The organism is Metabacillus fastidiosus NBRC 101226 (assembly GCF_001591625.1).
Classification (GTDB): Bacteria; Bacillota; Bacilli; order Bacillales; family Bacillaceae; genus Metabacillus; species Metabacillus fastidiosus.
In genome coordinates this window covers 1-22,281 of the sequence record NZ_BCVG01000047.1, presented here as the reverse complement: position 1 = coordinate 22,281, position 22,281 = coordinate 1, and the positions used below count along the sequence as shown (strand labels likewise).

The window sequence follows — 22,281 nt, the reverse complement described above, 5'->3', positions numbered from 1 at the left end:
TATTTTAGGTAAAAATACCTATCTATTATATACTATCTCTCTATTCATACGCTATATGTTATAATGTTTTCCTAATTTCAAAAAATAGTGGTGATATGTTAAATATGCAGGCTTTTTTACAGCTTAATACAATCTTCATTAGTATATTAATAGAGGCAATTCCTTTCGTACTGCTTGGGGTTTTTATCTCAGGGTTTATTCAGATGTTTATCACAGAGGAAATGATCGCTAAAATCATTCCAAAAAACCGGTTCCTAGCTGTTTTATTAGCAACGATTGTTGGGGCATTATTTCCAGCTTGTGAATGCGGGATTGTTCCTATTGTAAGAAGGCTTCTATTAAAAGGGGTTCCATTGCATGCAGGTATTGCTTTTATGCTCACAGGTCCGGTTATTAATCCGCTCGTCTTATTTTCTACCTATGTTGCATTCGGAAATAAATGGGATACAGTGTTGTACCGAGGCGGGCTTGCGATGGTTGTTGCATTCATTGTCGGGATTATTTTATCTTATCAATTTAAAGACAATCAGCTTATTAAAAATACATCGCTGCATGAGCATGCTGTAGAAGGAACTTTCTTTCAGAAATTAAAAGGAACATGCCGGCATGCGGTTGATGAATTTTTTTCAGTTGGAAAATACTTAATACTAGGTGCATTCATTGCTTCTGCAGCACAAATATTTATAAAAACATCAACATTGCTCGCAATTGGGCAAAATGATTTATCATCCTCACTCGTTATGATGGGTTTAGCATTTGTACTTTCCCTCTGTTCAGAGGCTGATGCTTTTATCGCTTCTTCTTTCAGCAGCACATTTTCCCTCGGCTCTTTGATTGCCTTTCTCGTATATGGTGCAATGGTCGATATTAAAAATACTTTTATGATGCTCGAAGCCTTTAAAAAACGATTCGTCTTCATCTTAATCGTTTATATTTCTGTGCTTGTCTTAATCGGCTCCTTATTCATTCCATTTAAATAAGAAAGCGAGGGATCAGTTTTTGTTTCGTATATTTGTTTTATTATTATTTACATATTTCTTTTTTCATCTGCATGTTTCTGGTAATTTATCAAAATATATTAATATGAAATATTCATACCTTTCCTACAGCGCAATTTGGATTTTAGCTTTTTTAGCGATTGTTCAAATTATTACTTATTTTAAACAGTCTGAAAAAGAAAATTGCCATTCTGACTGCTGCTGTGATCATGAACACGAGCATGAAAGTAAGAAGCCTTTTTATAAAAGAATGATCGTTTATATGATTTTCTTCTTTCCTTTAATTACAGGATTTTTCCTGCCTATAGCAACGCTTGATTCTAATATCGTAAAAGCAAAAGGATTTTCTTTTAAAGCAATTGAATCGAATGAGCAATATGCTCAAACTCAATATTTAAGGCCTGATACGAGTGTTTATTATGGAAAAGAAGGCTATGACGAGCTTATGGCAGAAGAATTTAAAAAGTATTCCAGGAAAAATACTATTTCCTTGCATGATGAAGATTATTTAAAAGGGATGGAGACAATTTATAATTATCCTGGTGACTTTTTAGATAAAACAGTGGAATTTAACGGCTTTACTTATAAAGGGGATGCATTAAATAATAAACAGATGTTTATTTTGCGTTTTGGAATTATCCACTGTGTTGCGGATTCAGGTGTTTTTGGAATGCTCGTGGAATTCCCTAGTAATATGAAGTTAAAAGATGACGAATGGATTCATGTGAAAGGCAGCTTATCATCTATTTACTATCAGCCATTTAAAGCAGCAATACCTGTCCTTCAGGTAAAGGAATGGTCAAAAATTGAGAAACCTGATGACCCTTATGTTTATCGTGGATATTAAAAGGGGTTGTCCAAATCAGTCCCTAATAAGTTTTAAAAGCTGAAAGGCCCCATCATGAAATCCTTAATTTTACTGGATTCTCATAAAGGGGCCTTTCAGGAGGCTGTTTAAAAGGGATCGCTTTCTACCCCTTTTAGACAGTCTCTTTCATTTTATAATTGTCTATAAAAAACTTTATCAATATTATATTTTGACTGAAGCTTATTAATAATATATGTTTCATAAATTTCCCGGTCTGTCGGGTCCTCTACTACACAAACATCAATTCTATACACTTCATCTCTATGGTTTTTGATTGGGGAAACATTATCCTCAAAATGCTTTTTAATTCTCTGTCTTAATTTTCTCGCTTTTCCAACGAATAAAAGCTCATCATTAATATTATAAAATAAAAAAATTCCACCTTTATCTCTCGGAATTTCGTGAAAATCAATAAATCCATGAATAGGCTTTATGACAGGTTCATCTTCTTTACGTGTTTGTGTTCTTTCTGTAATCGTAATATCAGGTACTGGTATATCAATTTTAATCATATTTAGTCACTTCCTCATTTTAATAACAGAAGTAATCGTATCATAAGTCTGTTAGAAAAGCGATTATAATTGTATATTATTTCATCGCTCCTGCTACGTTATAATCGTTTAAATCCAATTCTGTCTCTTTTCCTTGTACAAGTTCAGCGAGCTCTTTTCCTAAATACGGACCAGCTGTTAATCCTGTTGCACCGAGGCCGTTCGCCACTACTATTCCACTATAGCCCGGTACCCTTCCAATGACAGGCAGGAAATCAGGTGTATACGGTCTGAATCCTACTCTTGTTTCTACCATTGTGCAATCAGATAGTCCCGGAGCAACTGTCAACGCTTTTTGAAAAATATGATACAATCCCCCTGCTGTCACACGGCGGTCAAATTGTGTATCATTTTCATGTGTTGCACCAACAACAATTTTCCCCTCATTAAAAGCAAGAATATACTGATCATTTGGCGGCATAACGACCGGCCAATCATCTGTATTAGCACCATCCATATGCAGATGAACAATTTGCGCTTTTTGATGAGTTACTAGAAACTTTATTCCTAACGGCTCTAAAAGAGCATCCGCCCAGGCGCCGGCTGTTACAATGACTTCATCTGCTTGCAGTTCTTTACCATCAACATAAATACCTGTTACTTTATTTTGCTCATATTTAAGCTTTGCATTCCCATGTAAAATATTCGCACCATTTTTTTTTGCACCATTTATTAATGCTTGGCACATCAATCTACCGTTTACCCGTGCTGCTCCGCTAATATGGAGAGAAAAATAATCTTCGTGTAAAGGAGGAAAAAGCTTTTTTGTCTCTTCAGCTGACAGTCTCGTTATTTCTCCGATCTCTGGTGCTTCTTCACGCTTTTTATATACCCGTTCCTCCATTTTATTCAGTTTTTCTTCGTCTGTATGAAGGCTGATCGCTCCTACTCGCTTATAGCCTGTCTCATTCTCGCCATCATTTTCAAGCTCTTTTATTAAGGAAGAATAATATTTCGCCCCGTTTTTCGCTAAGTTATACCAAGCTTTATTACGGCGCTGTGAAAGCCATGGACAAACAATGCCTGCTGCTGCATCTGTCGCTTGTCCTGCATCCTTTCTGTCAACTAACGTAATATTTACCCCGCTTTTGGCAAGATGATATGCAGCAGATGCACCGAGAATACCTGCACCAATGACAATATAAGATTTCACTTAATAACCATCACCTTTTCTTTATTGATTCTTCTATTTTAAACTAAAAAGAATCTTTTTCATTCTTAAATACTTCGGCAAAGGAAATAACATCAGCAGCAGGTAATGGTTTTGAAAAATAATACCCCTGAATAAGAGGACGCTCTGCCATAGAAGTAAGGAAATCGACTTGTTCCTTCACTTCCACCCCTTCGATAACAATATTAAAATCTAATGACTGACAAAGGGAAATGATCGCTTGAATAATAGAAGAATCTTTCCTCGAATTTGGCACTCCATCAATAAAGGATTTATCTATTTTTATCGTTGAAATCGGCAATTTTTTTAAATAAGATAAAGAAGATACACCCGTTCCAAAATCATCAAGGGCAAATGTGAAGCCGCTTGCTCGAATATCCTCCATTGCTCTAATAGCATTTTCAATATTGCTTACGACACTCGTCTCTGTTATCTCGAGTTCTAAATATTTTGTGTCAATATCATATTTTGCAGTGTTTTCTAATAAAGTTCTCTTAAATCTCGAGGAAGTCACATACACACCTGGTATATTAACTGCTATATGCCATGTACATTTTCCAGTCTCTAACCATTCACTAATCTGCTTGCAAGCTTTATGAATAACCCAGTCTGTTACATCGAACATCTTGCCGTTTTCCTCTAAAATCGGAATGAACTTAGCTGGCGATAATGGTCCTTCCACAGAATGATTCCATCTTAACAATGCTTCAAAGCTTTTAATCTTACGGGTAACAGGACAAACCTTCGGCTGATATACGAGATAAAGCTCGTCTTCCTCCATCGCCCGTTCGATATCATTTAATAAACTTTGTTCAAAAGTATAAGTATGAACTTGCGGATTATAATGAATGATCTCATGCTTATATGCAGTAGATGGATGATAAAGTACCGCTAATGTATTAGCAAATAATTGATCAGCCGTCTCCCCATTATTAGAGGTGGAACAGACCCAAACACTTTCAATAAAAGGTCTCTGCTCCTTAATAAGCAGTGGGCTTTTTACTATTGCTGAAAATCGCTCCATCGTTAGTTTCATACTATCAAATTCATACTTATCAGTAGTGAAGATTGCAAAGCGGTTTCCTTCAATTCTATATAAATCGATAGAACTCGGCTTTAAGGAAACTAAAATTTCACTAATATTGCGAATGATAGCATCACCGAAATCATAGCCAAAACCGCTGTTCCATTTCTCTAATCCATGTATATGTAATACAGCCAAAAAACTCGTTTTTCCAGAATTCGCTTTAAGTGTTTTTTCAAACTGTCTCCGGTTTGCAAGCTTTGTTAAAGAGTCAAAATAATTCAAACGGTGGTCTACATATTTATCCAGTATGCCTGCTACAATTGAAAGAGAAAGTAAAATCCCGATACCGATTGTCACGCTGGCAACGAGCAAAGTACTGTCCATTTGATGCATATTGTGAGTCAAATCTGCTGAAGAATTATCCACATAGAAAACAAGCGCCTTCATACCAATATAATGCATACTCGTAATCGCAAGTCCCATAACTGATGCAGCTGTCAGCTTCATCAAGCGGTTAGCAAAAAAATGATGCTTTACAGAGAAAATATAAATAGCAACAAGGGAAACAATAATAGCGATACAGACAGATAAAATAAATGGCAACGGCTTATAAACAAATTCTGCTTCCATCCTCATCGCCGCCATTCCAGCATAATGCATCGTCGAAATGCCAATTCCCATCATAATTCCGGCTGCACTAAATGTTCTAAAGGAATGATGCGGACGATTCGCTATAAAAAATGCGACAAATGATGCAATAATTGCAGGGAAAACAGATAATACAGTAAGTGCTATATCATACTTCATCTGTACCGGAAGCATAAATGCACTCATTCCGACAAAATGCATCGACCATATTCCCAGCCCCATCGCAATCGATGCTAATGTAAGCCAAAAATAGCGGTGAAAGAAAAGATTGTTTTGAATTTTTTCATTTAAAGAAAGCGCCGTATAAGAAGCAAAACAGGCGATTAGAACAGAAAGAATGACAATTCGTGTCGAATATTCACCATGAAGGATCGTAATTTCATGTAAATCGGGCAAGGAAAACATATTAAATGACCTACCTCTAATAACTAGATTTTTAATACACTAAGTTAAATAATATTCATTATAGTTCATTACTACTAATATAGGCTACTATTTTTATATTTTCCCAAAATATAAAATAGGTACTAAGACTCAAATTATATATTAAGAGAAGTTAAAAGCGAAGAAAAAATAATCGATAGTACGTTCTGCCACCCACCTTCTTTACATATAAAAAAAAGCATCCCAGAGGATGCTCTCTTTTTATATGTATTTGTTAGCTAGTCAGCCATGCGGCAATCAATACGGTCGATGAACAACCACCGTATAAGCCGTTCTCATGGATTTCATCGAACTTATTAGCTGTGAACCTTCAACTTTGAGTTATAAGAGATTTGATCTTTGAACTCTAAACTCTGATCTTTGAGCTTTGAACTTTTATCCTATTTGCGATAGCTTCGCAACCAATGTTTTATATCATTCCAATATGATAAAAGAGTTAGCGGCTGTAAGGTCAAAGCCGCTGGCACCTGTTCAGTTTTATTGATTTTCGACTAACTAACAATATCTATTTACTCAGGAACTTCGATTTCTGTCAATGTATTTGAAGTGGATAGCACAAAGTCTACCTCAGTCAGAAATTCGTCAATTCGCTTTTCGAGTTTTTCGTATGTATCACGTAGTTTCAGCGGATCAACAATTTTCGCTTCATGTTTATCTCGGTAGCTTTTCGTCAGCTCGTTGCTTTCATCCACCTTCAACTTTGCTTCACGCCCATACAGAATTTCTAACTGACGGTCCAACTGTTCTTTCACTTCGTCGTTAATATCCTCTACCTGCCTTGTTGTTGCCGCAAACTCACGTTTCATCTTTTCTAACAGCTGTTGTTCATACTCAATAGATGTTTTACGCTCGATCGCTTCAGCTACCGTGTATTTCTCCCCTGCAATTTCAACAGACGTTGTTGCATTAGACAGAACAATTGCTGATTTAATGACGTTACGACGCTTAATCAAGTCCAGTGTAGATTGATAAGTTGATTTCGCTTTATCTTCAAATTCTTTCGTTGTGGCAAATTTGTTCACCGGCTTATCACCAACAGAAAAACTGATAAAAGGTGTTGTTTTCATAGTAGATTGAATACGTTTATCTAAAAGCTTCAATTCTGCTAACGCTCTTGTAATTGACATGTTCATATATGAACAACCTCCATTATTTGCTCTTCCCCTAAAATTAACACAGACAGGGAGTTAGGAGTTTTCCTTTTCGGCTTGGACAGCTAATCCAAACCCATCCTATAAACTCTTATTATATCATTCTCTATGCTCCCACCCCAACATATTCTTTTAAAAGAGAATTAATTTTTCCTTATGACCTTTGTTCACCTCTCGCTTTCATCCATGTACTTGGCTTTCCCTCACATGAAAGCTTCCAACACAAAAAACGCCATTCACAGGTCCAATAGTGAATGACGCTAGATATTTTTATGATTTTTACAGTTATCTATCTATTTTCTCAAATAGATGGAAATAAATCACGAAATATGATCTCCTTTAGCATTTAGCTCAACTATGCGTTTTCTGCTTTTTGAGCCTTTTCCAGCCATTCTGGGTTATTTATTGTATTATATAGAAATTGATCAATCCTTCTTTCATGTGATAGTTTAGGATTTCCAACATCTTTTCATCCATTGCCAATCAACCTCCCCGCCAGTTCATGAAACCAAGCTTCATCCTTCCGATCTATCGCTATGTTAATCAGTTCCGTATAGTCATTGCTGAGTAAGCTGTTGCCCCACAATTTCACATCATCAAGGAGATAAGCCGACTGATTATTCTCGTATATATTGACTGTTTCTAAATTATGAAGATAGATAACTTTTACTTTCCGTACATACACATACTTATCAATGATGCCATTTACATATCCGAATACTCTTCTATCAGGCAAAGTTACTTTAATCCAATCACCACATTGCATGTTAATTCCTCCTTAGAAGGGCAAGTGATGAAAATCGTCAGTGTAGGTTCTCTGCCCTGTTTATTACAGGTTGTCCAGATTTTTAAAATGGTAATCTTCTCCGTATCCCCAACATTCAAGTATTTCTTCAGTTTCAGCAGATGTGAGCAGAATATGGATAATTCTAAAAGAAAAGACCTAAAACTCTTATATATCAAGAGTTTTAGGTCATATATAACTAATCTTATTTCGTTTCTCTATGTATAGTGTGTCTCTTAAGTCTTGGTGAATATTTTTTAAGTTCTATTCTATCCGGATTATTTCTTTTATTTTTCGTCGTAATATAATTTCTGTCCCCTGTTTCTGTACATTGCAAAGTAATATTAACACGCATAGTAAACTCTCCTTAAACGTAATCATTTCGTTTTAAATTTTATAGCACTCTATTATTAATGTCAAGCTATTTCCCTTACGCTTGCTGTAAATTCCATTCAAACGGATCAGGCAATGTCAGCCAGTCCTCATTTACTTCTGAATCAGTTAATAAACATGTATCTAATTCTTCTCTTATTTCCTGTACTGGAAGGTCAATACCGATAAAGACAAGCTTCGTATGGCGGTCCCCATATTCCTCGTCCCATTCATTTAAAAGATGCGGATTTTCCCTAAGAATTTGTTCCCTTTCTAATTTAGGAAGGGATGCAACCCAATAAGCAACAGGCTCAATAGAAACAGACGGGCCAGCCTGTGACATGAGGATAGATAAATTATTTCTCGTTGCACACCATGCAATTCCTTTCGCTCTGACAATACTTACAGGCATAGAATGAATAAATTGATTGAATCTTTCCGAATGAAATGGGAAACGCCTTTCATACACAAAAGAAGAAATACCGTATTCCTCTGTTTCCGGTGTATGATGCTCATGTCCTGCTATTAATTCTTTAATCCAGCCTGCCGATGCACTTGCTTCTTCAAAGTTAAACAGTTTTGTGTTTAAAATTTCCGTCGGATTAATTTTCCCGAATTCTGAGCGGATGATTTTCGCTTTAGGCTGTAATGTTTTCAATACTTTCTCAAGTTTAACAAGCTCTTCTTCCCCTACAAGATCACATTTATTCAAAATAAGAATATCGCAAAATTCAATCTGGTCAATGAGCAGATCTGCGATTTCCCTTTCATCCTGTTCAGAAATCGCTTCTTTTCTGTCAAGCAAGCTGTCGCCCGACCTGAAATCATGCCAGAAACGATTAGCATCAACGACAGTTACCATCGTATCAAGCCGGCAAAATTTCGTTAAATCAATACCGAGTTCTTCATCAATATAGGAAAATGTTTGGGCAACCGGAATCGGTTCACTAATTCCTGTTGATTCAATAACGATATAATCGACATTTCCTGCCTTGGCAAGTTTTTCAACTTCAATTAATAAATCTTCTCTCAATGTACAGCAAATGCAGCCATTTGATAATTCAACGAGCTTTTCTTCCGTTCTTGATAATTCTCCTCCCTGCCTTACTAATTCCGCATCGATATTCACTTCACTCATGTCATTTACGATAACAGCTACTTTTAGCCCATCACGATTTTGCAGTATGTAGTTTAATAAAGTTGTCTTACCGGAACCTAAATAACCGCTTAAAACTGTTACTGGAATTTGATTATTCATTTCTTTCCCCCTCACAATTCTTATTAATCGTAATAGTTTCGATTTATATTTTAGATTAAAACATATTTTTTCTGTAAAAGCAAAGAATATTTTTCAAATAAAAAAGAACTGACTGTTAATAACAATGTCAGTTCCTTTATATAAATTACTTTTCAACTGCTGTAACTAAGCGGAATAAAAGGCGGTAAATTAATTCATATGCTTCACCAAATGATATGTTTTCATCAAAATCTTTCAAATTATTCAATGTAAAATTCAAATCCCAAAGTCCGTCTTTATCATTAAACATAAGTTGAAAAGCTGAACTTTCATCTTTTAATTCCTGCCTTAAAAATTCTTTTATTTCATTCCCTTTCTTTTTCGGCTGTCTTAGTCCCAGTAAAACAGTATATGTTTTAAAAACATCATCTTCTTCAAAAGTAAGGGCATCTGCTTTAATTATGTCTAACGCTTCTGATTCTAAATAAATAAATTCTTGTTTATTTTCCTTCAAAAAACGGATAGGCTGTTTTAAAAAAACGGCAGCAGTTTCCTCTGAAATCAATTCCTCTGTTTCTTTATGTACCCTCTCTATATAAGCATCAGAAAAACGGTTATATCCAGTTTCTTCTTCTGCTGCTATGCTTACTGGCAGCACTTCATCACTCGCCATAAGCTCTTTTTCTTCTTTAAATAAACGAAAATTTTCTTTTCCAGTTATATAATCTTTTACTGCATCCTTTAGCATGAACAATTATTCCTCCTAGTTGAACTTCTTAAATAATAAAGCTGCGTTATGACCACCAAAGCCTAAAGAATTAGATATTACAATATTAACATCTTTGTGCTTTGCTTTATTAGGTGTATAATCTAAATCCAGCTCCTCATCACTAGTTTCGTAATTAATAGTTGGCGGGATGATTCCTTCTTTTATAGAAAGCAAGGCAAAAATAGCTTCAATTGCTCCTGCTGCACCTAATAAATGTCCTGTCATTGATTTTGTGGAACTGATGGAAAGTTTATAAGCACGATCACCAAAAACTTCTTTTACTGCATTTGTTTCATACAGATCATTATAATATGTACTTGTACCATGTGCATTAATATAATCAACTTGTTCCGTGGAAACATCGGCATCCTTCAGCGCTAATTTCATCGCTCTCTGGGCACCTTCCCCGTTCGGTGCAGGTGTTGTAATGTGGAAAGCATCACCTGTTGCCCCGTAACCGGCAAGCTCGCCATAAATTCTTGCTCCACGTGCCAGTGCATGAGTAAGTTCTTCTAAAATAATAATACCTGCCCCTTCCCCAATAACAAATCCGTCACGATTTTTATCAAATGGCCTGCTCGCTGTTTTCGGATCCGGATTCGTTGAAAGTGCTGTCATGTTAGAGAATCCTGCAATCGTCATCTCTGTAATTGCTGCTTCACTTCCACCTGCAATAATCGCATCTGCTTGTCCGTTTTGAATAACACGAAAAGCATCGCCGATTGAATTCGCCCCTGAAGCACATGCAGTGACAGAACAATTATTTATTCCCTTCGCACCAAGTTCAATGGAAACACGCCCTGCTGCCATGTCAGGAATAAGCATCGGAATAATAAACGGGCTGACCCGTTTCGGCCCTTTATCTAAAAACCGTTTATGCTGATCTTCAAATTCACCTAAACCGCCAATTCCTGAACCGATCCACACACCAATTTTTTCTGCTTCAATATTTTCTCCAACAGAAAGATTTGCATCTTCCATTGCCATTTTACTCGCTGCAACAGCAAATTGCGTAAATCTCCCCATTCGTCTTGCTTCTTTTATATCCATATATTTCTCAGGAGAAAAATCTTTTACCTCCCCTGCCACTTTCACATTAAACTTTTCACTGTCAATTCTCGTAATGGGTGCGATTCCAGAAACACCGTTTTTTATATTTTCCCATGTCGAATCAACATTATGTCCTAAAGGAGTTACCACTCCCATTCCAGTTATAACAACTCGCCTTTTCATTTTTTTCCTCTCCCTTTTGACTTTTCTAATATTTTAACACAAACTGCCTTTATTCCACTTTATATTGTCCACTCATCATGAATGATTCCAACTAAAAACCATTTCCCCTCCTGCTTTTCCATCACAATGCGTAAGCTCTTCCAATCCATTCCTTCCAACTCTTTATCAAATCCTTGGAAGTGGTATTCTACAATTGTCGTTCATTTCTATTATCTTGTCCTTCCTACTTATATTATAAAAAGGAGAAGTGAATATTTGACATTACTTCCCTTCTCCTTTATAATATTATTGAAAACGCTTACATAAGAGGAGTGAAATCATGTCTTTAAGAAATCAAAATAATATTGATAAAGAACAGATCATAGATACACTCATCGAAAATCAATGTTACAAAATGCCCGACGGCCGACAATTTTATGAAGCAACAGAAAACGAATTAAAGCTTCTCATCTGCTCAAAAATTAACGATGAATTTGCCTTCTGTGCAATATAATAATATGAACTATATTTTAACATAAAAAGGGAGTTTCTCAAAAAGAGATGCTCCCTTTCACTTTATCAGATTGAAAATTCAAATAACGACCAGTACAATGAATAAGATGGTATGTACTTCCATCTTTTATAATTATTTAAAACTGTCTTTCTTCTACTATATTAGGAGGGTTTTTATGCAATTTTCTATTATATTAATTATTCTTATTGGTATCATCGCATTAGTAAGTACGATTTTAATAGGAGGATTAGGCGATTCAAACTACAGTAAGAGAACGAAAGGTAATTTATCCCGTCTTACACTTATTTATCTCGTCGTCATTTTCGTTTCATTCGGAGGACTAGCTCTTTACCTCATTTTTTAAATAATTTTAAACCTTTCCTTTGTAACAAAATCATCTGTGCTGCATACATTGTAGGCATCATGATTATACAAAGGAAGGGTTTTTTATGTCCTCTTTTCCAAATTATTATATGAGAAATAAAGCTGACAGATTACAGCATACAATGAGAGTAGAAGGAACTGCACGTATAAAAATAATGCCCGATCTCGCTGTTATAAACGTAGGCATCATGACAGAAAATGAACAAGTAAATGCTGCCCAGCAGGAAAATGCTGTCCGCTCTAATCAAGTAATTCAAACATTGAAAAATGCAGGAATTTCCGATAATGATATTCAAACAATCTCTTACACTGTTCAGCCAAAATATGACTATGTAGAAGGCGCTTCCGTTTTTAAAGGGTATCGTGTGGAGCATATCCTTGAAGTAACAATCAGGGATATACAAAAAATCGGTGAAGTGTATGATGCTGCTGTTTCAAGCGGGGCAAATGTTATAAGCAGCCTGCAATTTAAACTTTCTAATGAAGATGTATATTATAAAAAAGCGTTACAGCTCGCCTTAGAAAATGCAAAGGAAAAAGCAAAGGCATTAGGACAGCAAATGGGTACCGCTGTACTGCCTATACCGATAAATATAAAAGAAGAAGGCTCCCCCGTCCTTTTTCAGGCAAAAGCAGCTCCTTTCATGGCACAGGAACAAGCTGCTACTCCTATCCAAAGACGTGAAGTGGAAATCGAAGCGAAGATAGCAGCTACTTTTCAGTATTGAAACTCCATTAACATATACATGTTTTTCTCTTTACTCCTAATCTATCCTTTGCTTCCATTTTCTTTATGTAATCTATTGCTAAAGGTACTTTGCATGCCGTTGTTCCGAATTCTACATGGACTTTCCCTATTTGCTCTGCAGCCATTTTCGCTTTATCACTCAACAGAAGTATATACCCTCCAACCGAAATAACAAAACTATTCATTGTGTAACGAACACGATTTCTTTCTTTATGAATGGATTGTTCTACAGTAGTTAAAAGACGGCTGATTTCATCTAAATCTAATTTTTCATCTTCTGTTATCGATAAATAATTAGCATATGTACTCCAGCCAGCTGCACTAATTAATTCATCGCTTGAATGAATCCATTCTCTCGCTAATTCCAGTGCATAATCGCTCTCAGCAGCAACTCCGGCAACTGTATATTCTGCAAGCATCGACCAATTTGCTTTTTCCGCCCAATCTTGTAAATTTTCCTTCGTCATTAATTTTGGATTTACGGAAAGTCCAGCTAAATACATGGCATCGTGATTTCCTGAATTGTATAGAGCTAAAGCTAATGAATGATCCTTCTTCACAAATTTCACTAATTTTTTAAGATCTCCGACTTTCACTCCGAAAAAAGGCTCTTTTGCACCGTGGCGGATAAATGTTTTTTTCGTTTGCTCTGTTCCAAGCTGTTTCAATTTTTCCATTATTTCATCGTAAGTCATGCTAACCCTCCCCCCCACTGCTTAATTATACTACTACTTTATATTCTTCCCGTAAAAAATCTCATCCATTTCGATCTTCAGTTTTTCTGTTATTTCTCCTATCTCTTCTTCTGATAATTTATCTTTCTTGGTACCGAACAAATAATTATTAAGATCGAATTCTTTCAATTTACATTTTGTATGAAAAATATTTTCCTGATAAATGTTGACATCAATCATATCAAAAAGTTCCTTTACATTATCAGGAATGTAATTTTGAATAGAATTAATATCATGATCAATAAAAAGCTTTTGTCCTTTAATATCTCTAGTAAAACCGCGAACACGGTAATCCATCGTCATAATATCTGTATCGAATGAATGAATGAGATAGTTTAATGCTTTTAAAGGAGATATTTCTCCGCATGTTGAGACATCAATATCGGCACGGAATGTACTAATTCCCTCGTTCGGATGAAATTCCGGATATGTATGAACAGTAATATGACTTTTATCTAATCCCATTACAACAGCGCTTGGCAATGGCCCTGGTGATTCTTGCAGCGATTCAGTAGGGATTTCTACAACTGGTCCTTCTGATACTAATATCGTCACACTCGCACCTTGTGGAATATAATCTTGTTTTGCAACGTTTAATACATGTGCGCCGATAATATCAGAAACAGTCTTTAAAATATTTGTCAGCCGATCTGCATTATATTGCTCATCAATATATTCAATATATGCTTCGCGCTCTTCCTTTGTTTTCGTATAACAAATATCGTACATATTAAAGCTTAATGATTTCGTTAAATTATTAAAACCGTGCAGCTGAATTCGCTGATCTGGTGTTATTTTCAAAATACAATACCACCCTTTTAAAATTTCTTTATCATTCATACTATTGCCCATTTTCATTATAAAAAAACTTTCTCCTGCTATTTATACAGAAAAAGACTAGTCATATTTCCATTAGACTAGTCATATGTTTATCTTCCACTTAACAGACAGTAAGACTCCCGCCTCAAGATCCTCAAATAACTAGAAGAAAATAGGGGATGAAAAACTCACTTATTGAAGATTCATTTTATAAATCTTACTTTTCCGGCAGCTCACATCCGTCTTCTGTACAAACTCCAGCTTCATTTCCTTTTATTTGTTCCAAAGAAATTTTCTTATTCTCTTCTTCCCAAACTTTTTGTAAAGTATCATTGAAAACTTCTACAGGCTGAGCTCCTGAGATTGCATACTTACGGTTAATAACGAAAAATGGCACACCTTGCACACCAATTTCTCTCGCTTCCATCTCATCAGCACGAACATGTTCAGCAAAATCCTCACTTTCTAAAACTGATTTTGCCTCCTCTCTGTTTAAGCCGGCTTCTTCTACAATTTTAAGTAATGTATCATGGTTACCAATATGTTCAGAATCAGTAAAGTATGCTTTTAATAATTGTTCTGTCATTTCCTTATCTTTTCCTTTTGACTCGGCAAGTTTTGCTAAACGATGCGCATCAAATGTATTAGTCGGCTTCATATTGTCAAATTCGAATGTCAAACCGACAGCTGCAGCCTGCTGACCGACGCTTGCATTCATCGCTTTTGCTTTTTCGATCGACATCCCGTATTTTTTCGCTAAAATTTCATTTATAGATAACTCTGTATCAAGGCTTGCATTTGGATCAAGTTCAAAACTTTTGAATAAAATATCCACTTCATTTTTATGAGGGAAATTCATTAAAGCTTCTTCCAAACGACGTTTTCCAATATAACAAAATGGACAGGCAAAATCCGACCATACTTCTATTTTCATAAAAACACTCCTCGTACAAAAATGATGTTAGTATCATACCATATTCTTTCGTCGCCTATCATAATATTTGCCTGAAAACAGCCAAATAATGCAAAAAGAAGCCTGGCTCATTATTCATCCAGACTTCTTCTATATTTATCTATTTAAACATTTATGAAATTTCTTTCAACTCTGATGTTAATCTAAAAAACTCTTCTTTATTTCTTTTTTCTAATGACTGGTCTATTTCCATTTGAATTTTCTTTTTGCGGAAATCACGGAGAGCTTTGTCTAACACCATTTCAGCAAGTAGAGAATCCATTACATTTTCAACATTGTTTTCAGGTGCATTAAGTAAATATTTTTTCATTGGTATCAGCTCCTTGACCTTTTTTCGATTGTAGCATGAATTTTCAGACTTTTCAAATATTATCGTTCTTTTTATTTCTACCAATTTCTACAATAATTATTTTTAAATTATATATTATGCTATATATTCCTTTCGCTTATTATCTATAAAATAAAAGAAGGCTTTCCTCCCCCGCTGATAGTTAAGAATAGGATACAATGCAAAAAAGCCGATCATATTCGATCAGCTCCTTTTTAAATATTATCAAAATCATCATACATCATATACCTTGCTGCATGGCAGGAATCGCAGATGGCGAATTTAAACTCGAGCGGCAGTTTTCTTCCGCAGCGTTTACATTTCTTCGTCATTTTTTTCACTTCTGTTTTTAAACGTTCATGTACCTCATCACTTATTTTTTCCCGTTCTCTTTCCCAGTAAATTGCTTCTGTCCCTCTTCCTAAACGATAGAGAAATAATAATTGCAGGCCTATTGCTTTATATGTTAATTCAAGTTCCTCCAGATTTCTCGTTCGTATTTCCGGCTCCGGCAGTTCTTCTTTATTTACAATCGCAAACATCGTATCACGCCATTGCTTAATAAGTGTCGGTTCTTTTGCGGAAAACGGTAAATGGAGAAAGCCGTAAAGATCATCTAGCGAAAGACGTGCTTCCACTTCTGTATGACGAATAATATCATATAGTTCCCGTTCTTCCTGAAGGCTTGCTTTCTTCGTTCCAAATGGGCTCTCAAACTTTTTCCACAGTTCAAAGAAAGTTCCGAGATCATGATGATATTTTTGAAAACGTTCAAATACGGAAGTAGTCGGTGCGATTGCAAATGTTGCAATCGGGCGGTCTTCATCATGAAGGAGTGCTGCCATCTTCTTTACATCAGACATGAAAGCAACTTTTCCAATGTCATATATTCCTTTTCGGCCTGCACGCCCGGCAATTTGCTTCACTTCCTGTGAAGTAAGCCTTCTTCTTCGAGTTCCGTCAAATTTTTCATTGTCTAAAAAAATAATTCTTCTGATCGGCAAGTTTAATCCGAGACCGATCGCATCGGTTGCAACGATTACTTTCGTTTCTCCTTCAATGAAACGATTCATCTGCTTTTTCCTCGTTTCCGGAGGCATACTTCCATAAATCATGCTGACGGAATGACCATCATTTTGAATTCTTGCAGCTGTTTCAAGAACTTTTCTTCTTGAAAAACAAATAAGTGCATCCCCTTTTTGTACATATTTAAAACGAAAAGGAGTTTTTTCTACTTCAAGCGGAGTATTCCGAGTATATTCATAAATCGTAATATTAGCGTCACCTAAGAGCTCCAAAATCATTTCTCTCATACTGTTACTGCCGATAATATGCACTTCTTTTGCCTTCGCTTTCGTAATTGCTTTATACCATGAAAAACCCCGGTCCTTATCTGCAATAAGCTGTGCTTCATCAATAACGACTACATCATAAGACTCTTTTTCATAAAACATTTCCACTGTGCAGGAAATATGTGATGCACCTGAAACAACTTTCTCTTCTTCTCCTGTTTTTAAATTACACGGAACACCTTCTTTATTTAATTTATCGTACACTTCAAGTGCCAATAATCTAAGTGGTGCTAAATAGAGACCGCTTGGTGCTTCCATCATTGTTTTTAAAGCTTGATACGTTTTTCCCGTATTCGTATCGCCGACATGCAGCACATACTCGACATTTCCTCCTGATGAAGGACCATATTCACGTCCGAATATATCATCAAGCATTCTCTTTTCTTCTTCTTCTTTTCTTTTTATTTCTGCTAACTGCTCGGCTTTTCTTCGTTCCCGCTCTTCCTTGTCTTTTTCATACAAGCTCTTATGGACAGCTGGATCAAACTCTATTTCAGACAGCCTCAATAAATCATTTATGTCCTCTTCTTCAATCAAATCAATACAATCCATTTTGATTTGTTCAAGATGATAATAAATAAGCTGATCTATGCTTTCCACTGTTAATTCTTCACTATGCAACATTTCATACTGATCAGAAAAGTCAGATGGAATTTCCTCAAGAATCCGTTCAGGAATCTCCTCATGGACATAATGATGAACAAGTCTTTCATATCGATCACCATATGTCTCATATTCAAAATAGTTGCCGTCCCATAGTTCTATTTTTGTTGCTTCCCCTGTTAATTCAGACAAAAAATCAGCAACAGCTGGATAATGATCTGCATGAAAAACCCCTTGTTCCTGAAGCTCATCTTCATACATCGCCTCTACTAATTCATAGCGGCTTTTATGATGAAAATCATATGCCAGTTTGCCCGCAATATAATATCGAATATGTAAATAAATCCGTTCTTTTCTGTCTATTAATATCGTTTGAGCCGTATGTTTAATAAGCTCTTCATTTTTCTCTTTTTCAAATGCTTCTTTCATTTCCTTTTGTTTTTGCTGAAAACGGCTCCGTGCAGCTTCATAACGTGCTTCCCAATCATCAAAGCTTTCACTGCTCAGCCAGTCAAGCACGCCAAAAGGTTCATACAATCTTATTTCATCACGAAATAATTTATTTATAATATTTTTATTTTTCACATCAAATTCATACCCTTTTTCAAGCAGATAAGAGATTTTCTCTTTTCTCTTGAAACGGCTCGTCGCCAAATTTGACCAGACATTCACCCATATTTGCGCAATATACTGCTTTCTTTGTTCTATAAACTCTTCATAGGAAGGCATGTCTTCTTGTTCTTCTAAAAATTTCTCAATTTCTTCATGCACTGTTTGTTTCGTTTTCTCAATCGCCTGCACATGTAATTCCTTCAGTTTTTCCATTAGCTGTCACCTTTTTCACATAGTTTAAAGATCAAGTTCAAGCTCAACAGGGCAATGATCGCTCCCTAATATATGCGGATGGATTTTTGCATCGGTCAGTGAAGCTGCCAGCCTGCTTGAAGCGATGAAATAATCAATTCTCCAGCCAATATTCCGCTCTCTCACTTTAGCCATATACGACCACCATGTGTACGCATCTTCTTTATCAGGATAAAAATAACGGAATGTATCGACAAAACCGCTATTTAAAAGCTCTGTCATTTTTCCGCGCTCTTCTATTGTAAATCCGGAGTTACCCTTATTTGTCTTGTAGTTTTTTAAATCAATCTCCTGATGGGCAACATTTAAATCACCGCATAAAATAACCGGTTTTTCCGCATCTAAATTTTTCAAGTATGTAAGAATATAATCTTCCCATCCAAGTCTGTATGACAACCTTGCTAAATCCCGCTGGGAATTCGGTGTATATACATTTACTAAAAAGAACGAATCAAATTCTAAAGTAATGACTCTTCCTTCCTGATCCCACTGTTCCTCACCTAGTCCGTAGCGCACAGAGACCGGCTTTTTCTTCGTAAAAATAGCTGTACCTGAATAGCCTTTTTTTATGGCATAATTCCAGTACTGCTCATATCCTTCCAGTTCAAGCTCAATTTGCCCTTCCTGCAATTTTGTCTCCTGCACGCAGAAAATGTCTGCATTAAGCTCATGAAAATAATCGATAAATCCTTTTCGTACACATGCTCTAAGCCCGTTAACATTCCAAGAAACCAATTTCATATTATGTATTTTCTCCTTATTTATCATTCCTTATTATTTTACCACTCACCTTTCTGTTTGTCTTAAAGCAAGAATACATGCCTACCGTTAATTTAAACACATATTCTTCTGACAAAAATCTTCTTTAAACAATTACAGCATCTTACGTTTTAATGTTGAAATTCCTTTTTTGCATACTCCGTAGCTAAGCCATGAGCAGCCTTCACACAGAAAATCAAGATCATCAGGTTCAACGAGTTCAGCAACCTTTGAAACGAGCTCACTCTTTTTATAAATTTCTCCGCTCTTTAGTCCTAAATGAGTCAATACATTTTGATCCAAATTCGTAACGATAGAATCAGACATCGGAGAATTGCAAAAGCCGTCTCCTTTATGGGGACAACAGAAACACGTTTCATCTAATCCTTTCACTACTTTAATTGGATAATCTAATGTTTCATCTCTTATTTCATCTACAATTTCCGCCATCTTTTCAATAAAAGCCGGACTATAGCCCATTCCTTCAAAACCGTGGACACAAAGAAGATGGTGTCCTCTCAACATTCTTTTATACATTTTACAAGCCTCCATATATGAAAACGAATAATAATATTAAGTTAACATATATGAGATTGAAAATTAAGAAAAAGAGATGATTGTTTTTTAATATAAGCCATAGAAAATTCAGCATCCCTATTTTCATTAAAATTAATTGACTTACTTCAAAATTGTAGGAATACATTACTTCATGTACCCTTGTTATTTTTAAAAGATACATGGAAATTTTATATGAATGCAAACCCAGATAAAGAAAACCCAAATATTTATATTGAAGTAATAAGCCCAAAGCGTTCGGTCGGCTTAATTGACTCCAAAGTATGGTTCACAAACGAAGGCGCTATTATAAGCAAGCGTAGCGGGGAAAGCTGGGACGAGGTAGAATATTACAAAATCGATAAAGAAGATGCTGACTATATTAAAGAAAATATTGATTACAAAGAAAGTTAACGTCTTTTAATGAACAGACAATTTTTAAAACGCTCAGATTCAATCCTGAGCGCTTTTCTTTTAAAACTTTTAATGTGTTATGTTGTTACCCTGTACTGGTGCATAGCTGTTTAAAATTTGCTGCATATCTTCCTCTTTTAATTGCGGAACTTGATAATAATGGTGCTTATTTTGGTAAAGAGAAATTTCATATGCCATTTCAATACTGTCCGGCACGGAATCAGCAATAACACGGCGAACAACTGGGTTAGTACATTCTAATGCAGCCATTGCTTTTGCTGAAGCACATGATTTCACTGCACCTAACATTAAGTTTGAAAAACATTGATCTTGTAAATCTGATGCACTTTGCGCAGGTTTTTTCGGCTGTGAAGGTTTAAGCCCATAAATAAAATCATTGTTTTGTTTCATATTGTAACTTGTAATAGAAACAGATGGCTTACTTCCCGTTTTAAAAGCCTCAACAAGTGTATTATATTCCTGCTTCATAAATGCATGCTGACGATCAAGAATATCTAATAATTCTTGATCTTTTATATGATCTCTTATTAACGTATATTCATTTATTACACCGATGGAACCTGATAATATTTCACTCACGTCAAAAAACTCATGACCGCCATGGTTTAATTGCTGGGGAATAGTACCAGTCTGCATATTTTCATGTACTTGCTGTCCTTGTTGGTTTATCATTACAATTCCTCCTCTAAATAAAATAACTTACGCATTTATTATGAGTTAATAAAGGAGAATCATTCATTTTTTAAATAGACATAATAAGTAAAATCTTCAAAAAAAGACTGACCCATTAGAGGGCCAGTCTCCATTTTACTATTTTAAAGTATCTGTTAAAACAGGTACGATTTGTTTTTTACGTGATACAACACCTTTAAGGACAGCTAGGTTATTATCTAATTTCACACCGTATGCTTCCTCAACAGCACTTACTTTATTTCCAAGTGCTAATGCAACAGAGTCATTATTTAAAATATCCGTTACAACAAATACGAATAAATCTAATTGTTTTTGTGCAATTACTTCTTGAAGCGCTGCTTCTATTTCAGCTTGACGCGCTAAAACGTCATTTGTGTCAACTGCATTCACTTGTGCAATTTCTACTTTAGAATCACCCATCTGGAATTCTTTTGCATCAAGAGTAATAAGATCAGCGATCGTTTTGTCGCTTAGATCAGCACCAGCTTTTAACATTTCCAAACCGTAGCTTGCACTGTCAACACCAGCGATTTCCGCTAATTCTTTTGCCGCAGCGATGTCCTCATCTGTGCAAGTCGGTGATTTGAAAAGTAAAGAATCAGAAATAATAGCAGACAGCATTAAACCTGCGATTTCTTTACGAATTTCAACACCGTTTTCTTTGTATAGTTTATTTAAAATAGTTGCTGTACAACCAACAGGCTCAGCACGATAATATAATGGATCACTCGTTTCGAAATTTGCGATACGGTGGTGGTCAATTACTTCCAATACACGTACTTGATCAATATCTTCCGCACTTTGCTGACGCTCATTATGGTCAACTAAAATAACATTTTTCGCTTCTGCAGCAACTTTTTCTACTAAACGAGGTACATCCACTTTAAAATGATCAAGCGCATATTTTGTTTCCCCGTTAATTTCGCCTAAACGAACAGGCTCAGCGTTAACACCTAATTTGTTTTTTAATTCAGCATACGCAATTGCAGAGCAAATTGTATCTGTATCAGGGCTTTTGTGTCCAAAAATAAGTACTTTCTCCATTGTTCTACTCCTTCGTTTTCAAATAATGAACGATATATTTTTCCTTTATGTAATGAAAACTATATCCTGCCCCTATTTTACAATAAAATGCGTGCGTTTGTGCTGTAAATTGTTAAATTGATGAAGAAAATTTTAATTTCACTCATTTTTAATAAAATGAAACTTCCATAATTAGGGGTTTTTCTCATCCCCACTTATGGTTAGCTGAGGCCTGCACGATGCGGCTCACACATACGTCGCTTGC

At 35.7% G+C, this 22,281-nt stretch carries 23 protein-coding genes; 5 read left to right on the top strand and 18 right to left on the bottom strand.

What is annotated here, in order from left to right:
• Positions 1-95 precede the first annotated feature (95 nt).
• Both BFA01S_RS12355 and BFA01S_RS12350 read left to right on the top strand, forming a co-directional pair.
• Positions 96-980 (top strand): permease, encoded by an 885-nt coding sequence (locus tag BFA01S_RS12355; protein ID WP_066230669.1) that lies wholly within the window; start codon positions 96-98, stop codon positions 978-980.
• 19 nt (positions 981-999) lie between these two features.
• Positions 1,000-1,845 (top strand): TIGR03943 family putative permease subunit, encoded by an 846-nt coding sequence (locus BFA01S_RS12350; RefSeq protein WP_066230667.1) that lies wholly within the window; start codon positions 1,000-1,002, stop codon positions 1,843-1,845.
• A 152-nt stretch (positions 1,846-1,997) separates the two neighbouring features.
• Here the strand turns inward: BFA01S_RS12350 and BFA01S_RS12345 are convergent, their stop codons facing one another.
• From BFA01S_RS12345 to fabF, 9 genes are all read right to left on the bottom strand, one after another.
• Positions 1,998-2,378 carry a nucleotide excision repair endonuclease gene (locus BFA01S_RS12345; protein WP_066230664.1) on the bottom strand — a complete coding sequence of 127 codons (381 nt, stop codon included), beginning with the start codon at positions 2,376-2,378 and terminating at the stop codon, positions 1,998-2,000.
• Between the two features lie 76 nt (positions 2,379-2,454).
• Positions 2,455-3,570, bottom strand: a complete 1,116-nt coding sequence (locus tag BFA01S_RS12340) for an NAD(P)/FAD-dependent oxidoreductase (protein WP_066230661.1) — start codon at positions 3,568-3,570, stop codon at positions 2,455-2,457.
• A gap of 43 nt (positions 3,571-3,613) precedes the next feature.
• A complete protein-coding gene (locus tag BFA01S_RS12335; RefSeq protein ID WP_169800482.1) occupies positions 3,614-5,659 on the bottom strand; it encodes a bifunctional diguanylate cyclase/phosphodiesterase in 2,046 nt (681 codons plus the stop codon).
• Positions 5,660-6,216: 557 nt separating this feature from the next.
• The gene (locus tag BFA01S_RS12330; protein ID WP_066230656.1) at positions 6,217-6,840 is read right to left on the bottom strand and encodes a hypothetical protein; all 624 of its coding nucleotides are present in this window, start codon (positions 6,838-6,840) and stop codon (positions 6,217-6,219) included.
• A gap of 487 nt (positions 6,841-7,327) precedes the next feature.
• Positions 7,328-7,624 (bottom strand): hypothetical protein, encoded by a 297-nt coding sequence (locus BFA01S_RS12325; protein ID WP_066230654.1) that lies wholly within the window; start codon positions 7,622-7,624, stop codon positions 7,328-7,330.
• Between the two features lie 223 nt (positions 7,625-7,847).
• The gene (rpmG, locus tag BFA01S_RS12320; RefSeq protein WP_066230651.1) at positions 7,848-7,997 is read right to left on the bottom strand and encodes a 50S ribosomal protein L33; all 150 of its coding nucleotides are present in this window, start codon (positions 7,995-7,997) and stop codon (positions 7,848-7,850) included.
• Positions 7,998-8,072: 75 nt separating this feature from the next.
• Complete coding sequence (locus BFA01S_RS12315) at positions 8,073-9,272, bottom strand: GTP-binding protein (protein ID WP_066230648.1); 1,200 nt, start codon at positions 9,270-9,272, stop codon at positions 8,073-8,075.
• 145 nt (positions 9,273-9,417) lie between these two features.
• Positions 9,418-10,005: a branched-chain amino acid aminotransferase gene (locus tag BFA01S_RS12310; protein ID WP_235843018.1), complete on the bottom strand. Its 588-nt coding sequence runs from the start codon at positions 10,003-10,005 to the stop codon at positions 9,418-9,420.
• 9 nt (positions 10,006-10,014) lie between these two features.
• Positions 10,015-11,253, bottom strand: coding sequence for a beta-ketoacyl-ACP synthase II (gene fabF, locus BFA01S_RS12305; protein ID WP_066230644.1), 1,239 nt, complete (start codon positions 11,251-11,253; stop codon positions 10,015-10,017).
• Between the two features lie 668 nt (positions 11,254-11,921).
• On the opposite strand from fabF, the gene BFA01S_RS12300 reads away from it, so the two are divergent.
• Together BFA01S_RS12300 and BFA01S_RS12295 are read left to right on the top strand one after the other, a co-directional pair.
• A complete protein-coding gene (locus BFA01S_RS12300; RefSeq protein ID WP_066230642.1) occupies positions 11,922-12,110 on the top strand; it encodes a hypothetical protein in 189 nt (62 codons plus the stop codon).
• A 109-nt stretch (positions 12,111-12,219) separates the two neighbouring features.
• Positions 12,220-12,858 (top strand): SIMPL domain-containing protein, encoded by a 639-nt coding sequence (locus tag BFA01S_RS12295; RefSeq protein ID WP_169800481.1) that lies wholly within the window; start codon positions 12,220-12,222, stop codon positions 12,856-12,858.
• A gap of 7 nt (positions 12,859-12,865) precedes the next feature.
• Here BFA01S_RS12295 and BFA01S_RS12290 read toward each other — a convergent pair whose 3' ends face one another.
• From BFA01S_RS12290 to BFA01S_RS12260, 7 genes are all read right to left on the bottom strand, one after another.
• Positions 12,866-13,573 (bottom strand): DNA alkylation repair protein, encoded by a 708-nt coding sequence (locus BFA01S_RS12290; protein WP_066230634.1) that lies wholly within the window; start codon positions 13,571-13,573, stop codon positions 12,866-12,868.
• A gap of 33 nt (positions 13,574-13,606) precedes the next feature.
• The gene (gene speD / locus BFA01S_RS12285) at positions 13,607-14,413 is read right to left on the bottom strand and encodes an adenosylmethionine decarboxylase (RefSeq protein ID WP_066230686.1); all 807 of its coding nucleotides are present in this window, start codon (positions 14,411-14,413) and stop codon (positions 13,607-13,609) included.
• Between the two features lie 235 nt (positions 14,414-14,648).
• Positions 14,649-15,365, bottom strand: coding sequence for a DsbA family oxidoreductase (locus BFA01S_RS12280; protein WP_066230631.1), 717 nt, complete (start codon positions 15,363-15,365; stop codon positions 14,649-14,651).
• Positions 15,366-15,516: 151 nt separating this feature from the next.
• Complete coding sequence (locus BFA01S_RS12275) at positions 15,517-15,714, bottom strand: IDEAL domain-containing protein (protein WP_066230628.1); 198 nt, start codon at positions 15,712-15,714, stop codon at positions 15,517-15,519.
• A gap of 233 nt (positions 15,715-15,947) precedes the next feature.
• On the bottom strand, positions 15,948-18,512 hold the full coding sequence (locus BFA01S_RS12270; protein WP_066230625.1) for a helicase-related protein: 2,565 nt from the start codon (positions 18,510-18,512) through the stop codon (positions 15,948-15,950).
• 24 nt (positions 18,513-18,536) lie between these two features.
• The gene (locus tag BFA01S_RS12265; protein ID WP_066230623.1) at positions 18,537-19,292 is read right to left on the bottom strand and encodes an exodeoxyribonuclease III; all 756 of its coding nucleotides are present in this window, start codon (positions 19,290-19,292) and stop codon (positions 18,537-18,539) included.
• A gap of 132 nt (positions 19,293-19,424) precedes the next feature.
• Positions 19,425-19,847, bottom strand: coding sequence for a DUF1284 domain-containing protein (locus tag BFA01S_RS12260; protein ID WP_066230620.1), 423 nt, complete (start codon positions 19,845-19,847; stop codon positions 19,425-19,427).
• A gap of 213 nt (positions 19,848-20,060) precedes the next feature.
• Here BFA01S_RS12260 and BFA01S_RS12255 point away from each other — a divergent pair, with 213 nt between their 5' ends.
• Positions 20,061-20,279 (top strand): hypothetical protein, encoded by a 219-nt coding sequence (locus tag BFA01S_RS12255; RefSeq protein ID WP_066230616.1) that lies wholly within the window; start codon positions 20,061-20,063, stop codon positions 20,277-20,279.
• 69 nt (positions 20,280-20,348) lie between these two features.
• Here BFA01S_RS12255 and BFA01S_RS12250 read toward each other — a convergent pair whose 3' ends face one another.
• Both BFA01S_RS12250 and BFA01S_RS12245 read right to left on the bottom strand, forming a co-directional pair.
• A complete protein-coding gene (locus BFA01S_RS12250) occupies positions 20,349-20,972 on the bottom strand; it encodes a spore coat protein (protein ID WP_066230613.1) in 624 nt (207 codons plus the stop codon).
• 138 nt (positions 20,973-21,110) lie between these two features.
• Positions 21,111-22,037 carry a manganese-dependent inorganic pyrophosphatase gene (locus BFA01S_RS12245; protein ID WP_066230610.1) on the bottom strand — a complete coding sequence of 309 codons (927 nt, stop codon included), beginning with the start codon at positions 22,035-22,037 and terminating at the stop codon, positions 21,111-21,113.
• Between the last annotated feature and the right edge of the window lie 244 nt (positions 22,038-22,281).

What these genes read in the sequence shown, in the direction of transcription:
- BFA01S_RS12355 (WP_066230669.1), top strand. Translation starts at nt 96, where the DNA reads ATGTTAAATATGCAGGCTTTTTTACAGCTTAATACAATCTTCATTAGT.
- BFA01S_RS12345 (WP_066230664.1), bottom strand. Translation starts at nt 2,378, where the DNA reads ATGATTAAAATTGATATACCAGTACCTGATATTACGATTACAGAAAGA.
- BFA01S_RS12330 (WP_066230656.1), bottom strand. Translation starts at nt 6,840, where the DNA reads ATGAACATGTCAATTACAAGAGCGTTAGCAGAATTGAAGCTTTTAGAT.
- BFA01S_RS12325 (WP_066230654.1), bottom strand. Translation starts at nt 7,624, where the DNA reads ATGCAATGTGGTGATTGGATTAAAGTAACTTTGCCTGATAGAAGAGTA.
- rpmG (WP_066230651.1), bottom strand. Translation starts at nt 7,997, where the DNA reads ATGCGTGTTAATATTACTTTGCAATGTACAGAAACAGGGGACAGAAAT.
- BFA01S_RS12315 (WP_066230648.1), bottom strand. Translation starts at nt 9,272, where the DNA reads ATGAATAATCAAATTCCAGTAACAGTTTTAAGCGGTTATTTAGGTTCC.
- fabF (WP_066230644.1), bottom strand. Translation starts at nt 11,253, where the DNA reads ATGAAAAGGCGAGTTGTTATAACTGGAATGGGAGTGGTAACTCCTTTA.
- BFA01S_RS12300 (WP_066230642.1), top strand. Translation starts at nt 11,922, where the DNA reads ATGCAATTTTCTATTATATTAATTATTCTTATTGGTATCATCGCATTA.
- BFA01S_RS12295 (WP_169800481.1), top strand. Translation starts at nt 12,220, where the DNA reads ATGAGAAATAAAGCTGACAGATTACAGCATACAATGAGAGTAGAAGGA.
- BFA01S_RS12290 (WP_066230634.1), bottom strand. Translation starts at nt 13,573, where the DNA reads ATGACTTACGATGAAATAATGGAAAAATTGAAACAGCTTGGAACAGAG.
- BFA01S_RS12280 (WP_066230631.1), bottom strand. Translation starts at nt 15,365, where the DNA reads ATGAAAATAGAAGTATGGTCGGATTTTGCCTGTCCATTTTGTTATATT.
- BFA01S_RS12275 (WP_066230628.1), bottom strand. Translation starts at nt 15,714, where the DNA reads ATGAAAAAATATTTACTTAATGCACCTGAAAACAATGTTGAAAATGTA.
- BFA01S_RS12270 (WP_066230625.1), bottom strand. Translation starts at nt 18,512, where the DNA reads ATGGAAAAACTGAAGGAATTACATGTGCAGGCGATTGAGAAAACGAAA.
- BFA01S_RS12265 (WP_066230623.1), bottom strand. Translation starts at nt 19,292, where the DNA reads ATGAAATTGGTTTCTTGGAATGTTAACGGGCTTAGAGCATGTGTACGA.
- BFA01S_RS12260 (WP_066230620.1), bottom strand. Translation starts at nt 19,847, where the DNA reads ATGTATAAAAGAATGTTGAGAGGACACCATCTTCTTTGTGTCCACGGT.
- BFA01S_RS12255 (WP_066230616.1), top strand. Translation starts at nt 20,061, where the DNA reads ATGAATGCAAACCCAGATAAAGAAAACCCAAATATTTATATTGAAGTA.
- BFA01S_RS12250 (WP_066230613.1), bottom strand. Translation starts at nt 20,972, where the DNA reads ATGATAAACCAACAAGGACAGCAAGTACATGAAAATATGCAGACTGGT.
- BFA01S_RS12245 (WP_066230610.1), bottom strand. Translation starts at nt 22,037, where the DNA reads ATGGAGAAAGTACTTATTTTTGGACACAAAAGCCCTGATACAGATACA.